19 protein-coding genes and 1 pseudogene are annotated in these 22,198 nt (G+C 71.2%); 8 read left to right on the top strand and 12 right to left on the bottom strand.

Going from position 1 to position 22,198, the window contains the following annotated elements:
• Positions 1–5: 5 nt before the first annotated feature.
• Positions 6–1,280 (bottom strand): NAD(P)/FAD-dependent oxidoreductase, encoded by a 1,275-nt coding sequence (locus BM228_RS03575; RefSeq protein ID WP_092037244.1) that lies wholly within the window; start codon positions 1,278–1,280, stop codon positions 6–8.
• A gap of 1 nt (position 1,281) precedes the next feature.
• The gene (locus tag BM228_RS03570) at positions 1,282–1,527 is read right to left on the bottom strand and encodes a ferredoxin (protein WP_092037243.1); all 246 of its coding nucleotides are present in this window, start codon (positions 1,525–1,527) and stop codon (positions 1,282–1,284) included.
• 285 nt (positions 1,528–1,812) lie between these two features.
• Here BM228_RS03570 and BM228_RS03565 point away from each other — a divergent pair, with 285 nt between their 5' ends.
• On the top strand, positions 1,813–2,373 hold the full coding sequence (locus BM228_RS03565; RefSeq protein ID WP_092037241.1) for a hypothetical protein: 561 nt from the start codon (positions 1,813–1,815) through the stop codon (positions 2,371–2,373).
• Here BM228_RS03565 and BM228_RS03560 read toward each other — a convergent pair.
• The 6 genes and pseudogenes from BM228_RS03560 to BM228_RS03535 all read right to left on the bottom strand — a co-directional run.
• Positions 2,340–4,112: a class I adenylate-forming enzyme family protein gene (locus BM228_RS03560; protein WP_092037239.1), complete on the bottom strand. Its 1,773-nt coding sequence runs from the start codon at positions 4,110–4,112 to the stop codon at positions 2,340–2,342. The two genes, BM228_RS03565 and BM228_RS03560, sit on opposite strands and share 34 nt — an antisense overlap.
• Complete coding sequence (locus BM228_RS03555) at positions 4,109–4,879, bottom strand: SDR family NAD(P)-dependent oxidoreductase (protein WP_092037237.1); 771 nt, start codon at positions 4,877–4,879, stop codon at positions 4,109–4,111. The genes BM228_RS03560 and BM228_RS03555 overlap by 4 nt, the downstream gene beginning before the upstream one ends.
• A 241-nt stretch (positions 4,880–5,120) precedes the next feature.
• A complete protein-coding gene (locus tag BM228_RS03550) occupies positions 5,121–5,903 on the bottom strand; it encodes an SDR family NAD(P)-dependent oxidoreductase (protein ID WP_092037235.1) in 783 nt (260 codons plus the stop codon).
• A gap of 1 nt (position 5,904) precedes the next feature.
• A complete protein-coding gene (locus BM228_RS03545; RefSeq protein WP_092037233.1) occupies positions 5,905–6,963 on the bottom strand; it encodes a phosphotransferase family protein in 1,059 nt (352 codons plus the stop codon).
• Positions 6,960–8,195: an acyl-CoA dehydrogenase family protein gene (locus BM228_RS03540; RefSeq protein WP_092037231.1), complete on the bottom strand. Its 1,236-nt coding sequence runs from the start codon at positions 8,193–8,195 to the stop codon at positions 6,960–6,962. The genes BM228_RS03545 and BM228_RS03540 overlap by 4 nt, the downstream gene beginning before the upstream one ends.
• A gap of 171 nt (positions 8,196–8,366) precedes the next feature.
• Positions 8,367–8,555, bottom strand: a pseudogene (locus tag BM228_RS03535) (ABC transporter substrate-binding protein); the annotation flags it as partial.
• Between the two features lie 312 nt (positions 8,556–8,867).
• On the opposite strand from BM228_RS03535, the gene BM228_RS03530 reads away from it, so the two are divergent.
• From BM228_RS03530 to BM228_RS03510, 5 genes are all read left to right on the top strand, one after another.
• Positions 8,868–9,893 (top strand): cyclase family protein, encoded by a 1,026-nt coding sequence (locus BM228_RS03530; RefSeq protein ID WP_092037227.1) that lies wholly within the window; start codon positions 8,868–8,870, stop codon positions 9,891–9,893.
• A gap of 10 nt (positions 9,894–9,903) precedes the next feature.
• A complete protein-coding gene (locus BM228_RS03525; RefSeq protein WP_092037225.1) occupies positions 9,904–10,854 on the top strand; it encodes a 3-hydroxyacyl-CoA dehydrogenase family protein in 951 nt (316 codons plus the stop codon).
• Entirely contained in the window at positions 10,851–11,609 is a 759-nt protein-coding gene (locus BM228_RS03520) for an SDR family NAD(P)-dependent oxidoreductase (RefSeq protein WP_092037223.1), read from the top strand. Before BM228_RS03525 ends, BM228_RS03520 begins: the two co-directional genes overlap by 4 nt.
• 194 nt (positions 11,610–11,803) lie before the next feature.
• Positions 11,804–12,688 (top strand): beta-keto acid cleavage family enzyme, encoded by an 885-nt coding sequence (locus tag BM228_RS03515; protein WP_092037221.1) that lies wholly within the window; start codon positions 11,804–11,806, stop codon positions 12,686–12,688.
• Positions 12,689–12,820: 132 nt separating this feature from the next.
• Positions 12,821–14,050 carry an ABC transporter substrate-binding protein gene (locus BM228_RS03510; RefSeq protein WP_092037219.1) on the top strand — a complete coding sequence of 410 codons (1,230 nt, stop codon included), beginning with the start codon at positions 12,821–12,823 and terminating at the stop codon, positions 14,048–14,050.
• A 4-nt stretch (positions 14,051–14,054) separates the two neighbouring features.
• Here the strand turns inward: BM228_RS03510 and BM228_RS03505 are convergent, their stop codons facing one another.
• Positions 14,055–14,924, bottom strand: a complete 870-nt coding sequence (locus BM228_RS03505; protein WP_092037217.1) for an aldo/keto reductase family oxidoreductase — start codon at positions 14,922–14,924, stop codon at positions 14,055–14,057.
• A 92-nt stretch (positions 14,925–15,016) separates the two neighbouring features.
• Here BM228_RS03505 and BM228_RS03500 point away from each other — a divergent pair, with 92 nt between their 5' ends.
• Entirely contained in the window at positions 15,017–15,919 is a 903-nt protein-coding gene (locus BM228_RS03500) for a LysR family transcriptional regulator (protein WP_092037215.1), read from the top strand.
• Between the two features lie 44 nt (positions 15,920–15,963).
• Here the strand turns inward: BM228_RS03500 and BM228_RS03495 are convergent, their stop codons facing one another.
• The gene (locus tag BM228_RS03495; protein ID WP_092037213.1) at positions 15,964–19,149 is read right to left on the bottom strand and encodes an autotransporter family protein; all 3,186 of its coding nucleotides are present in this window, start codon (positions 19,147–19,149) and stop codon (positions 15,964–15,966) included.
• 496 nt (positions 19,150–19,645) lie between these two features.
• Between BM228_RS03495 and BM228_RS03490 the strand changes: the two genes are divergently transcribed.
• Positions 19,646–21,274 carry an inorganic phosphate transporter gene (locus BM228_RS03490; RefSeq protein ID WP_092037211.1) on the top strand — a complete coding sequence of 543 codons (1,629 nt, stop codon included), beginning with the start codon at positions 19,646–19,648 and terminating at the stop codon, positions 21,272–21,274.
• A gap of 106 nt (positions 21,275–21,380) precedes the next feature.
• Here the strand turns inward: BM228_RS03490 and BM228_RS03485 are convergent, their stop codons facing one another.
• Complete coding sequence (locus tag BM228_RS03485; RefSeq protein WP_092037210.1) at positions 21,381–21,632, bottom strand: hypothetical protein; 252 nt, start codon at positions 21,630–21,632, stop codon at positions 21,381–21,383.
• A gap of 3 nt (positions 21,633–21,635) precedes the next feature.
• Entirely contained in the window at positions 21,636–22,049 is a 414-nt protein-coding gene (locus tag BM228_RS03480; RefSeq protein WP_092037209.1) for a Ros/MucR family transcriptional regulator, read from the bottom strand.
• Positions 22,050–22,198 lie beyond the last annotated feature (149 nt).

Raw genomic sequence — 22,198 nt, 5'->3', positions numbered from 1 at the left:
TCTCCTCAGGGAAAGCCCGGGGCGAGGACCATGATCCCCTTCGATGGGCGGTCGGCCGCCGTCCCCTGCGGCGGGAACGGTGCGCCGGCGGCGACCATCTCGGCATGGGCCGGTAGCCAGCGGGCGGAATCCACCGATACGGCGGCGATGCAGCGGCCGGCGCGGCCGTAGACGGCGATGAAGCGCCCGGAGCCGGGCTCGCCCTGCGTGAACGCCACGGCATCCGCCCCTTCGGTCAGCCCGGCGGACTTGACCACGACATCACCCTGCGTCGACCAGAAGGTCGGCAGCGCCGCGTAGGGACTTTCAGGCTTCGCCCCGGCCAGAAGCTGTCCGGCATGAATGCCCTGCATCGCGGCGTGGCTCCAATGCTCCAGCGCCACCCGTCGGCCGCCGTAGAGCGGGTGGGGGAAGCGCGCCACATCGCCGGCCGCGGCGATGCACGGATCGGGCTGCCCCTCAGTATCGAGGACGAAGCCCGTCGCGTCGCAATCGACGCCGCCCGGATCCGCCGACAGGCCGGACCCGTCGAGCCATTCGGTGTTGCGGACGGCGCCAAGGGCGATCACCGCGACATCCGCGTCGATGCGGGTGCCGTCGGTGAGGTGGGCGCGCACGAACCGGCCGCCCTCGCCCTCCAGCCATTCGACCTCACTGCCGCTGCGCAGATCGACGCCCCGGCCCGTGAGCATCGCCCCGATGAACGCGCCGACCGCGCTGCCGAGGACTCTTCCCAGGGGCGTCGGGCCGGGCTCGACCAGGGTCGCGGGCAGGCCGAGCTGCCGGCACAGGCTGGCGACCTCGCAGCCGATGAAGCCGGCCCCGATCACCAGAACCCGCCGGGGGCCGGCGGCGAGGGCAGCCCGCAGGGCGGCGGCGTCGTCCCGCCCGCGCAGGGTGAACACGCCGGAGAGCCGTCCCTCATGCGGGTTCGGCCAGGGCCGGGCGCGGGTGCCGGTGGCGATCAGCAGGCGGTCGTAGGGCAGGGTGCTCCCATCCGCGCGATGCAGGGTGCGGGATGTACGGTCGAGGCGCGCGATCGGGCTGCCGAGCTGCCACTCCACATCAGCACCGAGGTTGCTCGGCAGGGTGGTGGCACCGGCCGGGATCTCGCCGGCCAGGACGTGTTTCGAGAGCGGCGGCCGATCATAGGGCCGGTACGGCTCGGCACCGACGATGGTCAGCGGGCCGGAAAACCCGGCCTCGCGCATCGCCTCCGCGCCGCGCAGGGCGGCGAGCCCGGCGCCGACCACCACCGCACGGTCTGAACTGGGTGCCATCTCAGGTGCCCCGCCCCGGATCCTCGACCCGGATCGCCTGCACCGGGCAGGCGACGCGCGCCCGCTCGATCTCGGCGCGGTCCTGCGCGGCCGGGGCGGGATCGTAGATCAGGGCTTCGTGTCCCTCAATCCGGAAATGCCGCGGCGCCGCATAGCAGCACTGGGCATAGGCTTGGCAAAGGTTGAGATCGACGCTCACCCGCAAGCCGGGCGGTGAGCCGGAGGACGCATCGGCGGGGACGGACATGGCGATGCAACCGTGGCGGAGGCGGCGGGTTCCGCCGGGACCGCGGCAGCCGCGGTCGCAGGGTGCGAAAAATGACAGCGTCGAGGGTTATCGCAGCTCTAAAGTGGGTACAGCGGTCCCGCAGTGGGGGTTGTCGGCTCAGGCCGCAAACGATTCACTGGTCCAAAAATGTCCTGGGGGATCACCGCCGAAATCGAGACGCGGAATTCCCCTCCGGGACGGTTCGCTCTATTGTCACGCCGCCCCGCGGACCGATCCGAAGTCCCGCGATCTCAGGAGGGCACCATGCCGTACGGTGCACGACCGAGTCTCGCCGCTCTCATCCTGTCTCTCACCCTGGGCGTGACCGGCGCAGGGGCCCAATCGGCCTCCGGCTGGACTGATCCGCCGGCCCGCAAGCCTGCTGCCCCATCGGCAAGTCCGGCCGAGCCCCAGAAAGCCGCACCGCCGCCCGCATCGACGCCCGCCGCCGCGGCACCGGCGACCGCCCGCAAGGCCGTCGCCGCGCAGCCCGTCCGGAAGCGCCTCGCGACGCGCCATGCCGCACCGGCAGCCAAGCGGGTCGCCGCGACCCCGCACCGGCCGCGCATCGCGGCCGCAGCCCCCGCCCGGACCATTCGCGCGCCCAGGATGGTCGCGGTCGCGCCGCCGCCACCGCCTCCACGCGACGATTATCCGCGCTACCGGGCCTACAATTACGGCCCGGGCTATGCGGACGAGCGGCTGGAGCGCCTGCGCGCCGCGGAGGCCGCCGGCTATCTGGTCGTGCGACGCCGGACCGTGGAGTTCCCGGACGGCCGGTCGCTGCGGGTCTACCGCCCGGACGACGAGGGCGAGCCGTTCTGAGCTGAGGTTTCGGCGAACACCGTCCGCAGCGATGCCCGCAGAATCTTTCCCGCGGGGTTGCGGGGCAGGAGCCCGTCCCAGACGACCACGCGCACCGGCACCTTGAAGGCCGCGAGCCGCTCCGCCGCGAAGGCCCGGATCTCCTCCGGTCCGGTCCGGGCGCCCTCGGCGAGCGCCACGATCGCGCCGGGCTCCTCGCCCAAAGTCGGATGGGGCACCGGCAGAACCACCGCGTCGATCACGTCGGGATGCGCGTAGAGGGCGTTCTCGACCTCGCAGCAATAGATGTTCTCGCCGCCGCGGATCAGCATGTCCTTGATCCGGTCGACGATGGTCAAGAAGCTCTCGTCGTCGGCGCGGGCGAGGTCGCCTGTTCGCAGCCAGCCCTCCGAGAACACTTCGGCGGTGGCCGCCGGGTCGTCCCAGTAGCCGCGGACGAGGTTCGGGCCCTTCACGCAGAGTTCTCCGACGCTGCCGGGCGGGAGATCCTGCCCGAGCGGGTCGAGGATCCGCACCTCGCAGACCGGCAGGGGCGGGCCGCAGGATTCGGGATGGGCGAGGTAATCCTCGCCCTGGTGGTGGGTGAAGGTCGCCGAGGTCTCGGTCATGCCCCAGCCGGTGGCGGGGATCGCCTTCGGGAAGGCCTCACCCAGGGCGCGCACGAGGTCACCGGCCGCGGGGGCGCCGCCATAGGTGACCGATTCCAGGCTCGGCAGCGGCCGTCCCGCCTCCCGGGCGGCGGTGGCGAGCTGCCACGCGATGGTCGGCACGCCACCGGCGCCGGTGCAGCCCTCCCGGTCGATCAGGTCGAGGGCCTCAACGGCGTCCCAGCGATGCATCATCACCAATCGATGGCCGCCGTAGAGCGCCGCCCCGAGGCTCGCGTGGCAGCCGGTGACGTGGAACAGCGGGATCACCAGCAGCGCGGCCCGCTGCGGCGCGGACGGATCGGGCCTCGGCGGCGTCTCGCCCCGGCGCAGGGCGCTGCGCGACGCGGAGTAGGGATAGGCCATCACCGTGGTCGCCGCCGCCCGGTGGGTGCCGACCGCACCCTTGGGCCGGCCGGTGGTGCCGGAAGTGTAGAACAGGGTGGCGTCGTCCTCCGGATCGAGGGCGATGTCGGGCGGTGACCGGTCGGGCAGGGCGGCCCAATCCGCCACCGGGCCGATCACCGCGGAGAGCGGCGTCGCCCGGTCGTCAGGCTCCATCCGGGTGACGAAAATCCGCTCTAGGGCCGGGCATTCGGCCAAGTGGGGCGCGATGCGCTCGAACCGCGCGCCGTCGGCGATCAGCACCCGCGCGCCGGAATGCTGGAGCGCGTAGGCGAGTTCCGGCCCGGTCCACCAGGCGTTCAGCGGCGTCGCGATCGCCCCGGCCAGCAGGGCCCCGTAATAGCAGACCGGCCATTCCGGCAGGTTGCGCAACGCGATGGCGACCCGGTCGCCTTTGCCGATCCCGGCCGCCGCCAGGGCGTGGGCCAGGGCGGTCGCGGCGCGGGCGAAGCCCGCAAAGGTGACGCGCTCGTCCCGGTAGACGACGAAGGTCTTGTCCCGATGCCCCTGGGCGATGCGGAATAGGTCGCGCAGGGTCGGCGGCGCGGTCGTCCAGATCCGGGTCGGCACGCCGCGGATCGGCACGGTGGCGATCGCGAACGGCGCGCCGGGCGCCGTGAGCCGGGCCTCCGCCTCGCGGAAGGAGAGGGCGGGCCAGCCGGCGGGGAGGCGGGGATCGAGGCTCATCGGGCGATCGTCACGCCGCCGTCGATCACCAGCGCCTGGCCGGTGACGAACCGGCCCGCCGGCGAGGCCAGGAACACGGCCGCCCCCGCGATCTCGTCGGGCTCGCCGATCCGGCGGAGCGGCGCGGCGTCGGTGGTGGAGGCCAGCATCTCGGGATCCTCCCACAGGGCCCGGGCGAAATCGGTGCGGATCAGCCCCGGGCAGAGGCAGTTCACCCGGACGTTGGCCGGGCCGTATTCCACCGCGTAGTTGCGCGCGAGCTGGAGGTCGGCGGCCTTGGAGACGTTGTAGGCGCCGATCACCGGCGAACCCTTCAGCGCGCCGATGGACGAGACGATCACGATCGCCCCGTCCCGCCGCGCGACCATGCCGGGGGCGACCATCTGGATCAGCCAGTGGTTCGACAGCACGTTGTTCTCCAGGATCTTTCGGAACTGCGCGTCCGAGATGCCGGCGAGCGGCCCGTAATACGGGTTGCTGGCGGCGTTGCAGACCAGCACGTCCACCGGGCCGAGCCGGGCCTCGGTCTCAGCGACCAGATCCTCCAGCTCCGCCTTCACGGAGATGCTGGCCGGGATCGCCACTGCGCGGCCCGGGCCATGGGAGGCCTCGATCTCGGCCACCACCGCGTCGCAGGCCTCGCGCTTGCGCGAGGAGATCACCACCCGCGCCCCGTGCTCGGCCATCCGCAGGGCGATCGCCCGGCCGATGCCCCGGGAGGAGCCGGTGATCAGCGCGACCTTGTCGGTCAGATCGAACAGGGACATGGGGCGGCTCGGCTCTGAATGGGGCGGCAGGCGCCCGCCCTCCTCATTCCGCGGGCTCCGATGGTCACGCCCGAACCATTGAAGTCCGCGACACGGCCCCTCTCCCGTGCGGGAGAGGGCTGGGGCGAGGGATCAGGTTTGTCCGGAGAGGTCGCACCCCTCACCCTGTCCCTCTCCCGCACGGGAGAGGGGATTTGCGTCACGCTCGGCCGGCGGTCCGATTGTTCGACGCCAGCCATCGTCACAGCTCCGGCTCCGCCAGCATCGACCGGCGCAGGCGCGCCATGCCGGCGAGCCAGCGTTCGGGGTCGTCGGCCCGGCGGCGGGCGTAGTCCGCGACCTGCGGATGCGGCAGGATCAGGAACCGGCCCACCGCCAGCCCGTCGAAGGCCGCCTCGGCCACGGATGCGGGCGACAGCACGCCGTCGCGGGCGGCGGCGCTGGCGGCCCCCAGCATGGCGGTGTCGACGCCCTGCGGGCACAGGGCGGCGACCCGGATGCCGTCCTCGGCATGCGCGATGGCGAGGTGTTCCAGGAAGGCAAGGGCGGCGTGCTTGGTGGCCGAATAGGTGGCGCTGCCGATCTGGCTGAGCAATCCGGCCGCCGAGACCGTGCCGAGGAAAGCGCCTCCGCCCCGGGCGAGCCAGAGCGGGACCAGCACCCGCGCCGCGTGGACATGGCCCATCACGTTCACCGACCAGGCGCGGTCCCAGCTCGCCGGATCGGCCGAGGTCGCGAGCCCGGGATCGGGGTCGCGCTCCAGGATGCCGGCATTGGAGCAGTACAGGGCGATCGGCCCGATCTCGGCCTCGATCCGGGCCAGGATTTCAGCGACGGCCGCGGCATCCGCCACGTCGAGGGCGAAGGCGTGGCCGCCGAGCCGGGCGGCGACGACCGCCGCCCCGGCGCCGTCCCGGTCAAGGGCGACGACGCGGGCGCCCCGGGCCTGCGCGGCCTCGGCGAGCGCCCGGCCGATGCCCCTTGCGGCTCCGGTGACGGCGACGACGCGGCCGGCGAGATCCATCTCAGGCCCCCGCGCGCTCGGCGAAGGCCCAGGCCGAGGCGGCGAGTTTGGGCACTCGCGCCGCCATGGCGGCGGCGTGCTCGCTCGCGGCGTTGCCGGCCTTGGCGCGGGCGGCCACGCCCTGGAGGATGCCGACGAGCCGGAACAGGTTGTAGGCGAAGTACCAGTCGAGGTCGGGCAGGTCCGCCCGGCCGGCGGCCCGGCAGTAGAGCGCCACCGCCTCGTCCCGGGTCGGGATGCCGAGCGCCGGCAGGTCGAGGCCGCCGAGCGAACTGCGGCCGTCCGCGGGTAGCTCCCAATGCATCAGCAGGTAGCTGAAATCGGCGAGCGGATCGCCCAGCGTCGACAGCTCCCAATCGAGCACCGCGCTGACGCCGCCGTCAGTAGAAAAGATCAGGTTGTCGAGGCGGTAATCGCCGTGGACGATGGCGGCGCCCTGCTGCTCGGGCACGGTCTTGGGCAGCCACGCGATCAGGCGCTCGACATCCTCCAGCCGGCCGTCCTCGGCGGCGCGGTACTGGCGGGTCCAGCGATCGACCTGCCGGGCGAAGTAGTTGCCGGGCTTCCCGTAATCGGCGAGCCCCGCCGCCTCCGGGTCGATCGCGTGGAGGCGGGCGAGCGTCGCGATCATGGTGGCGTAGTGCCGGTGCCGGCCATGCGGGTCGAGGCCCGGCAGGGTGCCGTCCCAGTGCACGGTGCCGCCCACGGCCTCCATCACGTAGAACGCCGCGCCGATGATGGTTTCGTCTTCGCAGAGTGCGAAGGGCCGCGGAACCGGAAAGCCCTCGCCGTAGAGCGCGCCGATCACCCGGAACTCACGCTCCACCGCGTGCGCCGAGGGCAGGAGCGGCCCGAACGGCTTGCGCCGCAGCACGTAGGCCTGGCCGGGCGTCTCCAGCCGGTAGGTCGGGTTCGACTGGCCGCCGCGGAACTGCTGCACGGTGAGGGGACCGGCGTAGTCGCGGACATGCTCGGCGAGCCAGGCGGCCAGCCGCGCCTCGTCGATCCGATGGCGCGGCTCGACCGGCTTCACGCCGGAGAAGGCGTCGGGGCCGCTCATGTACCCTCCCGGGCATTGGTGTAGCGCCCGAATTCGAGTCGGGCGATGGAGCGGTTGTGCACCTCGTCCGGCCCGTCGGCCAGCCGCAGGGTGCGGATATGGGCGTACATCTTGGCCAGTCCGAAATCCTCGGACACGCCGGCGCCGCCATGGGCCTGGATCGCGTCGTCGATCACCTTGAGGGCGATCCGCGGCGCGGCGACCTTGATCATGGCGATCTCGAGCTTGGCGCCCTTGGCGCCGACCTTATCCATCATGTCGGCGGCCTTGAGACAGAGCAGCCGGGTCATCTCGATGTCGATCCGCGCCTCCGCGACCCGCTGCTCCCAGACCGATTGCTCACTGATGCGCTTGCCGAAGGCGACCCGCGAGACCAGGCGCCGGGCCATGGCCTCGAGCGCCGTCTCGGCCACCCCGATGGTGCGCATGCAATGGTGGATGCGTCCCGGCCCGAGCCGCCCCTGCGCGATCTCGAAGCCGCGCCCCTCGCCGAGGATCAGGTTCTCGACCGGGACGCGCACGGTCTCCAGAACCACCTCGCCGTGGCCCTTGGGCGCGTCCACGTAGCCGAAGACCGGCAGCAGCCGCTCGACGCGCAGGCCGGGCGCATCCATCGGCACCAGGATCTGCGATTGCTGCCGGTGCCGGGGGGCGTCCGGATCGGTCTTGCCCATCAGGATCGCGATCTTGCAGCGCGGATCGCCGACGCCCGTCGACCACCATTTGCGCCCGTCGATGACGTACTGGTCGCCATCCCGGCGGAGCGCGGTCTCGATGTTGGTGGCGTCCGAGGAGGCGACGTCGGGCTCGGTCATCAGGAAGGCCGAGCGGATCTGCCCGTCCATCAGCGGTCGCAGCCAGCGTGCCTTCTGCTCCGGGCTGCCGTAGCGGTGCAGCACCTCCATGTTGCCGGTGTCCGGCGCCGCGCAGTTGAAGCATTCCGAGGCGATCCCGACCTTGCCCATCTCCTCGGCGCAGAGCGCGTAATCGAGGTTGGTCAGGCCGGCGCCGCGATACGCATCCGTATCGTGCTCGGGGGAGGGCGGCAGGAACAGGTTCCACAGACCTTCCCCGCGGGCCTTGTCCTTCAGCCGCTCCAGGGTGGGCGAGGGTTCGCGGCTCGCCGCCCGCTCGGCCGCCACCGCAGCGGCGGCGGGCCGGATCACGTCGGCGATGAAGGTGCGGACCCGGGTCAGCCACTGCGTCTGAGACGGGGAGAGGTCGAAATCCACGGCATCCGCTCCGCTCTGGCCCAGCGCCGGCTGCGCCGCCGCGATGATCCGGTCCGTTCAACCCACCCCTTCGTTTTTGGAGCGCGGCCCTTCTAAATGGTGCGATGAGGGCTGCGCGCGGGCCGGCGCCCGCCTCCCCTGCGGCTACAGCCGTGGACAATCTCCGGGACCGGAAACCGCACGCGGGAACGCCCGGACCGCGTCGAAGGCGGCGCTCGTGTCGTCGTAGGTCGCGACCTGGATCTGGCGCCCGCCGGCACCAAGCTGGACCGCCTTCGGGATCGCGGCACCGGCCACCGACTGCGCCTCGGCGATCACCCCGATCCGGATCGGCCCGGCGGCGCGCGCGGTCTCGGGCATCGACGATTCCTCAATCCCAAGGCCCGCATTTTTTAGCCGCGGGCTCGGGACGGACTGTATCCGCACCAAGCCCGATCACAAGGCCGGCGTCGGGATCGGCCGGTGACGTTTCGGCCGAGTCGTTTTCCGCATGGGGTATCGACTCGCGCCGCGCCGTCCTAGGCTCGAGTCGGCTTCGCGACATGCGAGCCCGACGGCCTCGAAGAAGGGCGACGGACAGGTGAGGAACGCACACTCGGCCGCGGCCGGGGTTCGCCCCGGGCCGCGGCCCCGGATTCCGGCGACGCGCCTGCGGTCGCGGGGAAGGCGCGCATGAGCCTGCGCTGGACCCGGCGCCCCGAGGGCTCGACCTGGGGGGATTTCGGACCCGACGACGAGCTTGGGCGCCTGAACCTCCTCACCCCCGAGAAGGTCCGCCAGGGCGTCGCCGAGGTGCGCGAGGGCCTGACCTTCTGCCTCAGCCTGCCCCTGGACCTGCCCGGCGGCAACGTCCTCAACCCGCGTCGCCACCCGCCGCAGATCACCCCGACCCGGCGGGCCAATGGCCGGCCGAACATGAACTTCCCGGTCTGCGAGGAGGTCGACGGCGCCACCGACGTGATCTGCGACGACCGCGCGCTGATCCACCTGCAATACTCGACGCAGTGGGATTCGCTCGCCCATGTCGGCTCGCTGTTCGATGCGGACGGCACGGGCTCAGGCCCGACCTTCTACAACGGTTTTCGCGGCGGCCGGGACATCGTCGGGCCGAGCACACCGGAGGCCGCCGACCAGCCATCCCGGGCGAAAAAACTCGGGATCGAGCGCCTGGCCGAGGTGGGCATGCAGGGCCGCGCCGTGATGATCGACCTGCGCGCCCATCTCGGCGACGCCAAGGCCAAGGTCGGCTACGATCAGCTCGCCAGCATCATCGAGGCCGACGGCGTCGTGATCGAGCCCGGCGACATGGTCTGCCTGCACACCGGCTTCGCCGAGCGGCTGATCGCCATGGGCGGGGAGCCCGATCCGAAGCAGGTCCACAACCTCTGCGCCGGGCTCGACGGCCGGGACCCGCGGCTCCTCGACTGGATCACCCGCTCGGGGCTTTGCGCGCTGATCGCCGACAACTACGCCGTCGAGGCCTATCCGGCCGGGGCGGGGCCGGCCTGCTGCGCGACCCTGCCGCTCCACGAGCACTGCCTGTTCAAGCTCGGGGTCAATCTCGGCGAGTTGTGGCACCTGACGCCGCTCGCCGACTGGCTGCGCACCCAGGGGCGCAACCGCTTCCTGCTCACCGCGCCGCCGCTCCGCCTGCCGGGCGCGGTCGGCTCGCCGACGACGCCGATCGCGACGGTCTGAGGGAGACACCATGGCGGAGATCGCGATCGTCGGCGGCGGCCTGATGGGCCACGGCATCGCCTTGGTGCTGGCGCTCCACGGGCATGCCGTGCGGATCACCGACACGGATGCGCAGACCCGCGCCCGGGTGCCGGCGCTCATGGACTCGGCGCTGGCGACCCTGCAGGAGGCGGGCGCCGCCCCGGAGGGTTGGGATTCCGCGCGGCTCGCCCAGGCCGTCCGGATCGAGGCGGACCTCGAACCGGCGGTGGCGGGGGCCAGCCTGGTCATCGAGGCGATCACCGAGAACCCGGAGGCCAAGCGGGCCCTGTTCGCCGCGCTCGACCGGCTCTGCGCCGCAGATACGATCCTGGCCAGCAACACCAGCTATCTCGATGTCTTCCCGCTGATCCCCGAGGCCCGGCAGGCCCGGGCGCTGGTCATGCACTGGTACACGCCGCCCTACATCGTCGACCTCGTGGACGTGGTCCCGGGTCCCGGCACGGATCCGGCGGTGATCGCGGCGATGCGCGACCTCGTGCTCGGCCTCGGCCAAGTGCCGATCGTGCTCAAGCGCTTCATCCCCGGCTACGTCGCCAACCGGATCCAGTCGGCGATCAGCGCCGAGGTGTTCCGGCTGCTGGACGAGGGCATCGCCGCGCCGCGCGACATCGATGACGCGATCATCCACGGGCTCAGCTTACGCATCCCGATCCTCGGCCACCTCGCCAAGGCCGATTTCACCGGGCTCGAACTGACCCAGCGCGCCCTGGCGAATGCCAGCTACGCGCCGCCGCTACCCCGGACCCGGTCGGACACCCTGGACGCGCTCTGCGCCGAGGGCCGGACCGGGGTGATGGCCGGCCGGGGCTATTTCGACTGGGGCGGGCGCGAGCCGGCGGAGCTGTTCCGCGAGCGCGACCGCAAGCTCTTGGCACTCAAGACGGCGATGGCCGGGATCGGCCGGATGGAGGGCACATGATCGGCGCGGACCTGTCCGGACGGCGCATCCTCGTCACCGGCGCCTCCTCGGGCATCGGGCTGGCGACGGTGACGCTGTTCGCCCGCAACGGCGCCAGCGTGGCCCTGAATCACCTGCCCGACGATCCCCGCGGCCCCGCGGAGGCCGAACGTCTCGCCGGAGAGGGCCTGGCCGTGATGGCACTCCCCGGGGACGTGTCCCAGCCCGGCGCCGCCGAGGCGATGGTGGCGGCCGGGATCGCGGCGCTCGGCGGCCTCGACGTGCTGGTCAACAATGCCGGGACCTCCGGCACCACCGAGCCGATCGCCTTCGAGGATCTCGACGCGATGACGGAAGAGTTTTGGCAGACGATTCTGGCGACCAACCTGATCGGCCCGTACCGCTGCTCGCGGGCCGCGGCGGCCAGTCTGAAAGAAAGCGGCGGGGCGATCGTCAACACCGCCTCGGTGGCCGGGCTCGGGCGGCGGGGCTCCTCGATCGCCTATTCGGCCAGCAAGGCCGGGCTGATCAACCTGACCCGCAGCCTCGCCCGGGCGCTCGCCCCGGAGGTGAGGGTCAACGCCGTCGCTCCGGGCCTCGTCGCCACCCCGTGGACCGAGCCCTGGCCGGAGGCGCGCAAGGCCGCCACCGTGCAGCACACGATGCTGCGCCGCATGGCCCGGCCCGAGGACATCGCCGAGACGATTTTTTTCCTGGCCGCGGGGGCTGCCTACATCACAGGCGAGACCATCACGGTGGACGGCGGGGCGCTATAGCTGGCTCAGCCCCCGAGCTCGCCCATCGTGGGTCAAGGCACGCTCTCCTCCCTCCTTGCGGGGAGGAGCCGGAGGTGGGGGTGGCTCAGGATCGAGCGGCTAGGTGCCGTCTGCACGACCCCCACCCCTAACCCCTCCCCGCAAGGGGAAGGGGAAAACCCTGCAGCATCAGGAACAGGGCCAGGGAGAAAAACATGTCCCGGACGACCGTCATCACCTGCGCCCTCACGGGCTCGTTCGACACGCCCCGAAAAAACCCGGCGGTGCCGGTGAGCCCGAAGGCCATCGCGCAATCGGCCCTGGAGGCGGCCTCTGCCGGGGCCGCGGTGGTCCACATCCATGTCCGCGATCCCGAGACCGCCGCGCCCAGCATGGAGCTCGCCCATTACCGCGAGGTGGTCGAGCGGATCCGCGAGCAGAACGAGTCCGTGATCCTCAATCTCACGACCGGGGCCGGGGGCCGGTTCGTGCCCGGCGACCCCGATCCGGCTGTGGCCGGCCCCGGCACCACCTTCGTGGCGCCCGAGACCCGCACCCGGCACGTCTCGGCGCTGCGCCCGGAGATCTGCACCCTCGACATCGCCACGATGAATTTCAGCGAGCACCTGTTCCTCAACACGCCCGCCCACCTGCGAGCCATGGCGGCGCAGATCCGCGAGGCCGGGGTGAGGCCGGAGATCGAGGTGTTCGATCTCGGCCAGATCGAGTTGGCCCGGCACCTGATCAGCGAGGGGCATCTGGCGCGGCCGCCCCTGTTCCAGATCTGCCTCGGCATCCCCTGGGGGGCGCCCGCGACCCCGGAGGCCCTGGTGGCGATGCGCGCCCGGCTGCCCGAGGACGCGATCTGGTCAGCCTTCGGCATCGGCCGGGAGGAATTCCCGATGCTGGCGGTGGCCGCCGGCATGGGCGGCAATGTCCGGGTCGGGCTGGAGGACAACCTGTACCTGTCCCGGGGCGTGCTCGCCCCGAGCAACGCCGCCCTGGTGGCGAAGGCCGTGAGCCTGCTCGCCCATCTCGATCGCGAGCCGGCCACGCCCGACGAGGCGCGGGCGATCTTCGGGCTGGCGCCGCGGGGGTGATGGGAGGCCCTGACGGATTGCCGGCATCCTCTCATCCGCCCGTATCGGCCCCGATCCGGTCCACCTAGACTGAATTCGGATATCCCGAGCGGCGAACAACGCCGCCGGGTCCAAAAAAACAGGGAGTGAGACATGACGGTCCGCCACCGCGTCGCGGCACTGACGGGGCTTCTCTGCGCGCTCGGGGCCGGGGCGGCCTTGGCGGCCGATCTCGTGCCGGTGAAGATCGGCGTGCTGAATGACCGCTCCGGCGTCTACTTCGATTCCACCGGGGAGGGCGCGGTGGTGGCCGCCCGCATGGCGGTGGAGGATTTCAAGCCGGAGACGCACGGGCTGAAGGTCGAGGTCGTGGCCGCCGACCACCAGAACAAGCCCGATGTCGGCGCCTCGGTCGCCCGGCAATGGTACGACCGCGATGGCGTCGACGCGGTGTTCGACGTGCCGACCTCCTCGGTGGCGCTCGCCATCGCGCAGATCACGAAGGAGAAGAACAAGGCCTTCGTGAATTCCGGCGGCGGCACCGCCGACCTGACCGGCCCAGCCTGCACCCCCAACACCGTGCACTGGACCTACGACACCGCCGCCCTCGCCAACGGCACCGGCAAGGCCCTGCTCAAGCGCGGCGGCAAGACCTGGTACTTCATCACCGCCGACTACGCCTTCGGCCTCGCCCTGGAGCGCGACACCAAGGCGGTGGTCGAGAAGAATGGCGGCACGATCGTGGGCGGGGTGCGCACGCCGTTCCCGAACCCGGACTTCTCCTCGTTCCTGCTCCAGGCGCAGGCCTCGGGCGCGCAGGTGATCGGCCTGGCCGATGCCGGGCTCGACGCCGCCACGGCGATCAAGCAGGCCCACGAGTTCGGCATCCGCCAGGGCGGGCAGAAGATCGCGGCCCTGCTCATCGCCGACACCGACATCCACGCGCTCGGCCTGGAGGTGGCGCAGGGGCTGGAATTCACCGCGCCGTTCTACTGGGACATGAATGACGGCACGCGCGCCTTCGCGGCCCGGTTCGAGCAGCGCATGCCGGGCAAGAAGCCGACCGCCTACCAGGCCGGCGTGTATGCCGGCCTGCTCCACTACCTCAAGGCGGTGGAGGCCCTGAAATCCGCCAAGGACGGCGCCGCGGTGGTCGCCAAGATGAAGGAGCTGCCCACCGACGACCCGCTGTTCGGCAAGGGCTATATCCGCCCCGACGGGCGCAAGATCCACCCGATGTACCTGTTCGAGGCCAAGGCGCCCGGCGAGTCGAAGGGCGGCTGGGACCTCTACAAGCTGCTGGAGACCATCCCCGGCGAGCAGGCCTTCCGGCCGATGAGCGAGGGCGGCTGCCCGATGGTGGCCGGCCTTTCGACGAAGTAGGCGGTCAGGCCGCCCCGATCCCGTCGAGGGCCGCCATGGCGTCGGCGGGCAGCGTCAGCTCGGCCGCCGCGAGGTTCTCGCCCAGGTGGCCGAGCGAGGACGTGCCCGGGATCAGCAGGATGTTGGGCGCCCGGCGCAGCAGCCAGGCCAGCGCCACCTGCATGGGCGTCGCCCCGAGCCGGGCGGCGACCTCCGACAGGGCGGTGGATTGCAGCGGGCTGAAGCCGCCGAGCGGGAAGAACGGCACGTAGGCGGTGCCGGCGGCAGCCAGCTCGTCGATTAAGGCGTCGTCGGCCCGGTGGGCGAGATTGTACTGGTTCTGCACGCAGACGATCTCGGTGATGCGCCGCCCCTCGGCGACCTGCTGCCGGGTCGCGTTGCTCAGGCCGATCCGCCGGATCAGGCCCCGGCGCTGCAAGTCAGCCAGCACGGTCAGCGGCGCCTCGATCGACCCTTCTGCGGGGCCATGGACGTCGAACATCAAGCGCAGGTTGACCACATCGAGGGCGTCCACGCCGAGGTTGCGCAGGTTGTCGTGCACCGCTTGCGTCAACTCCTCGGCCGAGAAGGCCGGGTTCCACGAGGCGTCGGCCCCGCGCTTGGCGCCGACCTTGGTGACGATCGTGAGGCCGTCCGGATAAGGGTGGAGCGCCTCGCGGATGATCTGGTTGGTGACGTGCGGCCCGTAGAAGTCGCTGGTGTCGATGTGATCGACGCCCTGCGCCACCGCCTCGCGCAGCACGGCAACGGCCGCATCCCTGTCCTTGGGCGGCCCGAACACGCCGGGCCCGGCGAGCTGCATGGCACCGTACCCGAGCCGCTTTACGGTGCGGTCGCCGAGCGAGAAGGTGCCGGCCTTGGCGATGTCGGTCATGGTTCGTCTCCGTTGTCCGCCCCGGATGTAGACCCGCGCGACTGATCGAATAAGCAGGGATAATCGGCACGGGCTGTTCGGGATTGCGAACGATGGCGGTGGATCTCGGGGACCTTACCGCCTTCGTGACCGTGGCGCGGGCCGGCGGCTTTCGCGAGGGCGCCCGCGGCGGCGGCACCAGCGCGTCGAGCCTCAGCGAGGCGGTGCGCCGTCTGGAGGCGCGCCTCGGCGTGCGCCTCCTGAACCGCACCACCCGCAGCGTCGCGCCGACCGAGGCCGGCGCCCGCCTGCTCGAACGGCTGGGACCGGCGCTGGGCGAGGTCGAGGCCGCCCTCGACGTGGTGAACGGGTTCCGCGACCGGCCGGCCGGGACGCTCCGGCTCAACGTGCCGCTGAGCGCCGCGCGCCTCGTCCTGCCGGCGATCGTGCCGCCGTTCCTGGCCGCCTATCCCGAGATCCGGCTCGAAATCGTGGTGGAGGACGGTTTTGTCGACGTGCTGGCGGCGGGTTGCGACGCCGGCATCCGCTACGACGAGCGGCTGGAGCAGGACATGATCGCGGTGCCGATCGGCCCGCGGCGGCAGCGTTTCGCCACCGCGGCGGCCCCGTCCTATCTCGACCGGCGCGGCCGCCCGGCGCATCCGCGCGACCTCCTGGCCCATGATTGCCTGCTGGGTCGCTTCCCGAGCGGCAGCCTGACGGCGCCCTGGGAGTTCGAGCGCGCCGGCGAGATCGTCCGCGTGGACCCGTCCGGCCCGCTGATCGTGCGCGTCGGCGCCAGCGACCTGATCATCGCGGCGGCCGTCGCCGGGACCGGGATCATCCACCTGTTCGAGGACTGGCTGCGCCCGCACCTCGACAGCGGCGTCCTGGAGCCCGTGCTGGAGCCCTGGTGGCAGGTCTTCTCCGGCCCATTCCTCTACTTCCCCGGCCGCCGGCACCTCCCGGCGCCGCTGCGGGCCTTCGTGGATTTCATCGCCGCGCGGACACCGTGAGACGTTGGACGGGCCAAGCCGGGAGGCCAGCCCGCACGCTTCCCTCAGAACCGGAGGGTGAAGTTGCCCTTCACGGCCTGGTCCTGGGCGCGTGCGCCGACCTGGCCGGTATAGGCCACGCCCAGCGTCGCGTTCGGCGCCACCCGCAGGTCGAGCCCGGCGCCCGCCACCAGCGCGTCCCGGTCGATCGGCACGCCCGCGCTCAGGAAAGCTGGCCCGGTGCCGAAGCTCAGCAGCGCCGTCGGCACGACGTCCCCGAACGCCCGCCGGTAGCCGAGCAGGCCGTAGGCCTTTACCGGGAGCCCGAGGCCCAGATCCAGGCTGGTCTGCGCCCGAACGCCCGCGGTCACCGCGCCGAGGTCGTAGTCGCGCGCGTAGCTCACCAGCGCCGCCGCGCCGCCGGTCTCGGCGAACCCGTCCCGCCGGATGCCGATATAGGCCGCCCCCACGAACGGCTCGATGTACGAGGACGCCACCTGCAGCGCCGGGCCGTCCTTCGACACGAGGGCGGCGGGCGCGCTCAGGGTGAACCGGTAGCCGATCTCGCCGAACCCCTGGACGGTGTGGCCGCCGCCATGGCCGGTCGGGCTGTCGGACAGGCCGTAGAGCACGCTGCGCCGGGTGCGGGTATCGGTGTCGGCGTAGAGCGCGCCGAGCCGCACCGAGACCGGGCCGAATTCGTAGCCGCCGTAGACGCCGCCGAAGCCGCTCTTGAGCGTCGCGCTCTCCGCACGCGCCCCGCCGCCCTGCCGGCCGGCGCTGTCGAGGAAGGTTTCGGTGTAGCCGCCGACCACGCCGAGCTTGACCCCGCCTGGCAGCCGGAGGTCGGCGCCGAGCGCGAAGCCGGCGATCTGCCGGTCGAGGTCGAAGGCGTTGCCGCCCCCGCCCGCCGTGCCGAAGGCGCCGAAGCCCTGGCCCCAGAGCCCGAACACCTGCGGGTCCAGGGTCTGGACCGGCACGCTCGCCACCACCGGCGCCCGGCCGGGCAGGTCGGCAGCGTAGGCCGCCGGCACGCGGGTGCCGTCGAGGCCCGCGGCCGTGCCGCCCCAGCGCAGGCGGTCGAGCACCGCCTCGCGCACGAAGAACGCGGTCTCGTAGGCCGCCGAGACCGTGCCGGCATGGATGTCGCCGGCGAGCGCCCGGAAGCCGTCGGCGGCCTCGCGCGTGGTGAAGGCCAGGGCGGCGTCGTAGGCCCGGCCGGCGCCGGCGGCCTGGAGGGCGTTGGCGGCGGCGATGCCGTTGCGGCCAGTGGCGCTGGCGGCGAGCGGCACGTCGTTGCGGGTGAGCGTCAGGTCGACTTCGTTGGGCAGGTAGCGCAGGCCCGGCGACAGGAAGGCGAGGTTGGCGGTGACGCCGTCGAACCGGCCGGAGACGCCGCCGGCCGCATTCAGGATCGCGTAGGTGGTGCGCGGGCTGTAGGCGCCCGAGGCCGCCAGCACCTGCACGGTGCCGCCGGCGAGGGTCGTGCCGGCGCCGGCGGCGATCCGGTCGGCCTGTCCGGCGGCGTTGGCCTCGACCCGGTAGACCGCGCCCGGCGCGAAGGCGACGGCGCCGGTGACGTTCAGCGTGCCGATGGAGTTGCCCGGCGAGACGGTGCCGCCCGAGAGCGCCGCGATCCCGCCCACAGAGCCCGAGCCGCCGAGCAGGCCGCCGGCCTTGACCGAGACGGTGCCGGCGATGGTGCCGTTGGCGTAGAGCGCGCCGCCCTGGCCGATGCCGACATCGATGCCGAGGCGGTCGCTCGCGTCCATCCGCAGGGTGCCGGTGACGTTGCCGAAGTATCCGGCGGCGGAATACAGGTCGATCCGGCTCCAGTAGCTCAGCGGGCTGCCGTAGAAGGCAGCGAGGGCGTTGGTCTCGGTGTTGACCACGATCTGGTTGATCGTGTCGGTCGAGAGCTGTCCGTAGAGGCCGCCGTTGGGTGCGAGTGTGCGGGCGGCCGTAGTTGATCCGCCGTAGAGCGGCGCGAGCAGGATCGAGGCGTCGGGCCCACCCGCCGGGGCGGCCTCGCGGGGCGCCTGGGCGAAGGACAGGGTCGGCAGGCCGTAGGTCAGCCGTGCCTGGTAGGCGGTCTGGTTGGCGGCGGACGGGACGTAGGGGTTGCCGGCACTGTTGGCGGCGCTGCCGGCGCAGGCCGCGACGGTGTTGCCGCACTGGGCGGCGAGGTAGGCCTGAAGCTGGGTTTGCGCCTGGACGAATTGGCTCGGCAGGTTGATCGCCGTACCGGTCACGGCGGCGTTGTTGATGTAGGCCGGGTTGGTGAAGGCCTGGGCGAGGTCATAGAAGGCCAGGGCCCGACCTCCGATGATGTCGAGGGGATAGTGGACGCCGAGCACGATGCGGCTCTCGGCGTAATCCGAGGCACGCAGCAGCATGCTCTGGTATTGCTGCGGCACCAGCATCGCCAGCAGCAGGCTATGCGTATAGGCCAAGGTTGTGTGCCCGCTCGGGAAAGACGGGTTGGTTTCGAGCCCGCTGAGGGCCGACCGATCGAAGATGTTGAACCGGCCCGGTGCTGCCTGAACGGGGCGCGAGGATCCGTAGACGTCCTGGCCGGACTGCCTGTTGGAGACGCCGTAGGCGAGGTCGTAGACGCTGTTGGTGGTGTTGGGCAGACCGTTGGCTCTAGGCAGGCTATAGCCCGCCGGCGCCACGGCCGGGACCGCCACGTAGTTGGCCGGGGTCACGCTCGGATTCCTGGCCGCGCCATTGGCGAAGTAGTTCTTGGCGATGGCATTGTCGTCGCCGGTCACGGCGTCGCCGCTGATCAGCAGGCCGATCACGCTACCGAGCGGCCCGTTTGCCCCCTGCGCAGCGCCACGCTGGTAGATCGGGCCGAGCTGGGCGCCGAGGCCGCCGACGAGTTGCTGCGGGACGATGCCGTTGACCGGCGTCTGAGCCGGCAGACCGCCCGCTAGATTGGCGGCGATCGGAACGATGCCCAGGCCGATCGATGAGAGATCGTTGCGCTCCAGATAAAGGTAGCTCTTGTCGCTGATCGCGCGCTGTTGCCGCGCGAGGTCGGCGCCGGTGTTGATCGCCGACGACTGCGAAAGATTCAGATCGAGGGTCTGCTGACCAATCGCCGTGCCATTCAACGTCAGAAACGGTGCCAGCAAGTTGAGGGCATTGACCGTCGACGCATTGACGTTCGGAGTTTGCGCCTGCGCAGCCGAACTGTATGCGGCAACCATCAACGCCGCGATCGAGACCCCGTAGCGAAACGTCATTCTCGGCCCCCAAGCCTGCGGCCATTCGGCCTGCGCCGGGGCTTTTAGCGAAATCTCCACGCGCGAATGCGTCATAATCCATTCACAAAACGCTGAATCATCGCGTGTATCTCGCATGCAACAGGCCTACATCTTAGCCGGCGCAAATTCGTCTTTTTCTTTTCTTGCGCTTTGCTGTCGATATCGCTGCAATCCGGCCGCAAAAACTTTCCACGGCGCGCCGGGCGCGACGCGAAGCCTAGTCCTCGGCTCGGCCTATCCGCGGACGGATGTCAGATTTCGGCCCCCAGACGGGGCGGTGCCGTATCAGTAAACACCCGGGCCCAGGGTTAGCGAGAGACCAACTCGACTTCGTCCCGATTGATATCTTCAGATCGTTGGCCATAGACGAACGAATATAATGCTTCCTCGGGTTCGGCCGGTAAAACGTCACTGAACCGTCATCCCGCACTCTTAATCCCGCCTCGCGTCCAGAGACGAGTCACCGCGAGGGCCCATGTCCGATTCCGCCGTAATGTCGCCGCCGGTGGCGGGAGGCAGGCCCGCGGGCGGGCCGCGCCTGGATGACGGGATTCATCTGGGCGGGGTCGTCGCCTTCCTGGCGGTCCTGGTGGCCGGGCTCGGCTACGCGGTGGTGAGCCTCGTCACCGACATGAACGCCGTCGGCGAGGCGCCCCTGGCCTACGGCGCCTTCGCATTGCTGGGACTCGCGCTGCTGATCGCCCTCGGCTTCGAGTTCGTGAACGGGTTCCACGACACCGCCAACGCGGTGGCGACCGTGATCTACACACACTCGCTGCCGCCGCTGGTGGCGGTGGTCTGGTCGGGCTTCTTCAACTTCCTCGGCGTCATGTTGTCCTCCGGCGCGGTGGCCTACGCCATCGTCACCCTGCTGCCGGTGGAGCTGATCCTGCATGTCGGCTCCGGGGCCGGCTACGCGATGATTTTCGCGCTGCTGCTCGCCGCCATCATCTGGAATCTCGGGACCTGGGCCTTCGGGCTGCCGAATTCCTCGTCGCACGCGCTGATCGGCTCGGTGCTGGGAGTCGGCCTCGGCAACCAGCTGATGAGCGGCGGCGACGGCACCGCGGGGGTCGACTGGGGCCAGGCGCTCAACGTGTTCAAGGCGCTGCTGTTCTCGCCCCTGTGCGGCTTCGCGCTCGCGGCGGCTCTGCTGCTGGGCCTGAAATTCGCGGTGCGGCGCAAGGACCTCTACGAGGCCCCCAAGGGCGAGGCGCCGCCGCCCCTCTGGATCCGCGGCCTGCTGATCCTGACCTGCACGCTGGTGTCGTTCTTCCACGGCGGCAATGACGGCCAGAAGGGCATGGGCCTGATCATGCTGATCCTGATCGGCGCCGCGCCCACCGCCTACGCGCTGAACCGGACCATGTCGGACGACACGACCCCGGCCTTCGTCCAGGCCTCCACGGCGGCGAGCCAGGTGTTCGCCGCCCGCGCCGAGGGCGCTCCCCAGCCGGAGGCCGCGCAGGCCCGCCGGATCGTGACGGATGCGCTGAAGGCCAAGGCCCTGAACCAGGCGCCGGTGTACGCCGCGCTCTCGGCCCTCGCGACCGACATCGCCGCCAGCGTGAAGAATTACGGTGCGATCCGCACCGTGCCGGCCGCCCAGACCGAGAACCTGCGCAGCGACATGTACCTCGCCGCCGACGCGGTGCGGCTGCTGCCGGCCGCGGGGGCATCGTTCTCGGAGGCCGACAAGGAAACCCTGAAGAGCTACACTGGGCTGCTCAACAGCGGCACCCGCTACATTCCGGGCTGGGTGAAGGTCTGCGTCGCCCTGGCTCTCGGGCTCGGCACCATGGTCGGCTGGAAGCGCATCGTCGTGACGGTGGGAGAGCGGATCGGCAAGACCCACCTCACCTATGCTCAGGGCGCTTCGGCCGAGATCGTGGCCGCGGGCACGATTGGGCTCGCCGAACTCTACGGCCTGCCGGTCTCGACTACGCACATCCTGTCCTCGGGCGTCGCCGGGACGATGGCGGCCAACGGCTCGGGCCTGCAGATGGCCACGGTGCGCAACATGGCGCTGGCCTGGGTCCTGACCCTGCCGGCGGCCATCACCCTGGCGGCGGGGTTGTTCTTCCTCTTGCGCCACGTCTTCTGACGCGGTCAGGCCCGCGACGCGCGGGCGGACGCTCGGATAGCAGGCAGGGCCGTTTCCGCGATCGGCGGAAGCGGCCCTGTCGGTTTCGGTCCCGGCTTTTCGGGACCTAGGGACGCGCCATGGCGCGCACGTAGGCCAAGCAGGTGCGGCGCGCGGCGACGGTCTCGATCGCCATGAAGGCCGTCACGAGGTCCGCCGCCTGCGCGACGGTCTCGCCCGGCTCGGGCTTGTCCGGGAAGAAGGCGTCGACCGGCAGGCGGAGCGTGTCGGCGATGCGCTCCAGCATCGCCGCGGAGCGGTCCGTCTCGGGGCGTCGGCGAACCGACGGGGTCACGGGCTGCGTCGTGGCGCACGTCATCGCTCAATCCACCTGATGGCCGAGCTGGATCGCCCGGGCGATTTCCGAGCGCCGCGCGGCGTAGCCGGGCGCGACCATCGGGTAATCGGCGGGCAGGCCGAACTTGGCCCGGTAGCGCTCGGGCGTGAGGCCGTTGGCGGTGAGGTGCCGCTTCAGCGTCTTGTAGGACCGGCCGTCGATGAAGCTGATCAGGCCGTCCTGGCCGATCGAGGCTTCGATCTGCGCGGCCGATGGGCCGGTCCAACCCGGATTGGCACCGGCGGGGTTCTTCTGAAGCACCGCGATCGCCGCATGCACTTGGTCGATCAGCACCGGCAGATCGCCCGCAACAACAGGATTCCGCGACACGTAGGCGGCGACAATCGCACCGACCTTTTCGAGCAGGAAGGACGGGCGGGGTTCAGTCTGGTTGATCATGTGAGGTGCCGCTGTTCAATATTGCGTTACTATGCCCCGCGTTTGCCGACCGGCGGTCCGAAGATCCGCCCGTGATCAGCATCTGCCGAGCATCCCACCGGCGGTGAGTTGCCACGGAAACCTCAGGTTGCTCTAGTACATCTCTTGAG

The organism is Methylobacterium pseudosasicola, from assembly GCF_900114535.1.
GTDB lineage: Bacteria > Pseudomonadota > Alphaproteobacteria > Rhizobiales > Beijerinckiaceae > Methylobacterium > Methylobacterium pseudosasicola.
The sequence above is the reverse complement of the archived record's forward strand: the minus strand, read 5'-3'. Positions and strand labels throughout refer to the sequence as shown.